This window comes from Cupriavidus sp. UBA2010 (assembly GCF_002335265.1).
Lineage (GTDB): Bacteria > Pseudomonadota > Gammaproteobacteria > Burkholderiales > Burkholderiaceae > Cupriavidus > Cupriavidus metallidurans.
On sequence record NZ_DDCI01000020.1, the window covers coordinates 75,209 to 77,678 of the forward strand.

Below are 2,470 nucleotides of genomic sequence, written 5' to 3' on the forward strand. Positions count from 1 at the left end.
GCGGGAGAGCGGGAGAGCGGGAGGGAGTGTGAGCGGTGAGACGGCGCGGCAATGGCCGCACCGTCACCAGTCGCGTCAGTGACGCGGGGCAGGCTGCGCCGGGGCCGATGATGCAAGTGGCAACGTAAGCGTCGCCTGCAAGCCACCGCCCTCGCGATTGGACAGCACCAGATGCCCACCCATGGCACGCGCCAGTTGCTGGGCAATCGCCAAACCCAGCCCGGTGCCGCCGGTACCCCGGTTGCGCGACGTCTCGACGCGGTAGAACGGCTGCATGACCCGTTCGAGATCGGCCTCGGGAATGCCCGGCCCCCGGTCCTGCACCGCAATCGCCAGATTGCCGCCTGCCTCGCGCGAGACGGCGACACGCACCTCATTGCCGAACTTGAGCGCGTTGTCGATCAGGTTCGTCAGGATGCGCCGCAATGCCTGCGGCCGCGTCTCGATGGGCGCGCCGGCCTTGCCTTCCACCTCGATCGCCTGCCCGCCATCGCGATAGTCGAACGCAAGGCTGTCGAGGAAGGCATCGACGTCCACACGCACCGGCGTTTCCGAGCTGCCGTGCAATGTGCGCGCATAGGTCACGCCTTCGCGCACGAGTTGCTCCATCTCGCGCAGATCCTGAAGAAAGCGCTCCTGCGTGTCCGATGGCTCCATCAGGTCCAGGCGCAGCCGCATCCGCGTGATCGGGGTCTGCAGGTCGTGCGAAATGGCGGCGAGAATCTGCACCCGCTCGGCAAGGTACCCAGCAATGCGCTGCTGCATGGCGTTGAAAGCCGCCGCGGCATGTGCCACTTCCATCGGCCCTGATTCGGGAATCTGCTCGGCCTTGAGATCGGGACCGAGGTTTTCGGCCGCGCTGGCCAGTTGCTTCAGCGGGTGCGTCACCACCCGCACCGCGAGCCAGGCGCAAACGCCCAGCAATACAAGCTGCACCGCGAGCAATGCGGGCAGCCACATGGCCAGTGGCTTGGGCGCCGGGTGAATGTCGATGGTGAGCGGGCTGCCGTCACTCAGGTGGATATGCACCTGGAAGTGCTCCGCGTCGCCCGGCACGGCATTCGCGTGCACCGTGTAGCGGCCTTGCAGCGCATGCGTGATGGTGTCCACCGCCTGCCGCGACAGGGCCTCGCGCGGCGGCTCGTCACCGCTGACGCCTGCGTTGAGCTGGTAGCTGTAATTCTTGCGCTCGAGCTTGTCGAGCCAGCGCGGCCGCTCGGCCGCCGGCATCATGTCGAGAATCGACACGGAACTCGCCACATCCTGCTCCAGGTTCGAGAGCATCAGCCGATCGGCCGCGCCTTCGCGCTCTTTCAGCACGAGCGCGAAGGAAAGCCCCTGCGCCAACGCCAATCCGACCAGCAGGATCACCATCAGCCGGGCAAACAGGGAGCGCGGCCATGCGCGCAGCGCGCTCGCGTGAGTCACGTCCGCTCCTCGCGTACCTCGACGACCGCCGTGAACACATAGCCTCCATTGCGCACGGTCTTGATGTAACGCGCCTCGCGGGCGTCGTCGCGCAGCCGCTGGCGCAACCGGCTGACCATCAGGTCGATCGAACGGTCGAACAGTTCGGCGTCGCGCCCCTGTGTGAGATTCAATAGCTGGTCGCGGCTGAGCACACGCTGCGGGTTGTCGAGAAAGACCCGCAGCAGCCGGTATTCCGCGCCGCTCAGCGCCACCAGCACATCGTTCTCGTCGAGCAGATGGCGTGCCGTGGTATCGAGCCGCCAGTCACCGAATGCCAGCAGCGTGGCGGCCTCGGTGATCTGCAGGTTCGGCGGCAACATGCGCGTGCGCCGCAGCACGGAACGGATCCGCGCCAGCAGCTCGCGCGCGGCGAATGGCTTGACGAGGTAGTCGTCGGCGCCCATTTCCAGCCCGAGGATGCGATCGGCTTCCTCATTGCGGGCCGTCAGCATCAGTACGGGAGTGGTCTTGTGTGGCCCGGCGCGCAAGTCGCGGCACAGGGCCAGGCCGTCTTCGCCTGGCATCATCAGGTCCAGCACGATGAGGTCGACCGACCCCTTCTCCAGCGCGGTGCGCATTTCTCGCCCGTTCGCCGCAAGCGTGACACGCATTTCGTTGCGATCGAGATAGGTCGCAACAAGCTCACGGATCTCGCGGTCGTCATCGACGATCAGAATATGGTCAGGCCGGATCATTCCTGGCTCCCCTCGGTACAGTCGGCATTCATCCCCATGCCGCCCATTGTGCAGCGCCTTTGTGTAGCACTTTAGGCGACGCGTTGTATCGCTCTCTATCTGGAGCCGTCTTATACAGGAATCGTTGCAAATCTGCCGGCCGCCCGCGCCATGCTGATGGCTCAGGGGGCCGGCGTCGACGAGGCCCCGGGGATGCGCCTGCGGGCCTCCGTCGCTCAGGCATTGGCGCCGTCGAGGTACGGATCGATCGAGCGCGCCGGAGCAGCAGATACACCGGTGCGGTCCAGACCTGCCAGCGTGCGGGC

Annotated in this window: 2 protein-coding genes and 1 pseudogene; all 3 read right to left on the reverse strand. The window is 66.2% G+C overall.

Annotated features, from left to right (window positions below):
• Positions 1-75: 75 nt before the first annotated feature.
• Complete coding sequence (locus B2246_RS14975; protein ID WP_286882036.1) at positions 76-1,374, reverse strand: sensor histidine kinase; 1,299 nt, start codon at positions 1,372-1,374, stop codon at positions 76-78.
• Positions 1,375-1,424: 50 nt separating this feature from the next.
• Positions 1,425-2,165 (reverse strand): response regulator, encoded by a 741-nt coding sequence (locus B2246_RS14980; protein WP_035883836.1) that lies wholly within the window; start codon positions 2,163-2,165, stop codon positions 1,425-1,427.
• 215 nt (positions 2,166-2,380) lie between these two features.
• A pseudogene (locus B2246_RS14985) lies at positions 2,381-2,470 on the reverse strand (hydroxyquinol 1,2-dioxygenase); the annotation flags it as partial.

Excerpts from the sequence above, each read along its gene's own strand:
- B2246_RS14975 (WP_286882036.1), bottom strand. The coding sequence starts at position 1,374 with ATGGTGATCCTGCTGGTCGGATTGGCGTTGGCGCAGGGGCTTTCCTTC.
- B2246_RS14980 (WP_035883836.1), bottom strand. The coding sequence starts at position 2,165 with ATGATCCGGCCTGACCATATTCTGATCGTCGATGACGACCGCGAGATC.